At 62.1% G+C, this 261-nt stretch carries 1 pseudogene; it reads right to left on the bottom strand.

The features are described from left to right. Positions 1-261, bottom strand: a pseudogene (locus SB751_RS32065) (polyphosphate kinase 2); the annotation flags it as partial.

Raw genomic sequence — 261 nt, 5'->3', positions numbered from 1 at the left:
CCAGGTCTTGCGCGCGTCGTGAATGCGGCCTTCGAGGCGGCGCGTCTGTTCGTCGGAACTGACTTCGAGCCAGTACTTGATGAGTATGATGCCCGACGCAATGATGGCTTTCTCGACCAGCGGCACCGCTGCGAGGAATTCTTCGGCCTGCTTTTGCGAGCAGAAGCCCATGACGCGCTCGACACCCGCGCGGTTGTACCAGCTTCGATCGAAGATCACGACCTCGCCCGCCGCGGGCAGGTGAGGGAGATAGCGTTGCAC

The sequence above is a fragment of the Cupriavidus sp. SIMBA_020 genome, assembly GCF_046535395.1.
In the GTDB taxonomy this organism is placed as follows: domain Bacteria; phylum Pseudomonadota; class Gammaproteobacteria; order Burkholderiales; family Burkholderiaceae; genus Cupriavidus; species Cupriavidus campinensis.
Note: the sequence above shows the minus strand (reverse complement) of the source record. Positions and strands in the feature narration are given on the sequence as shown.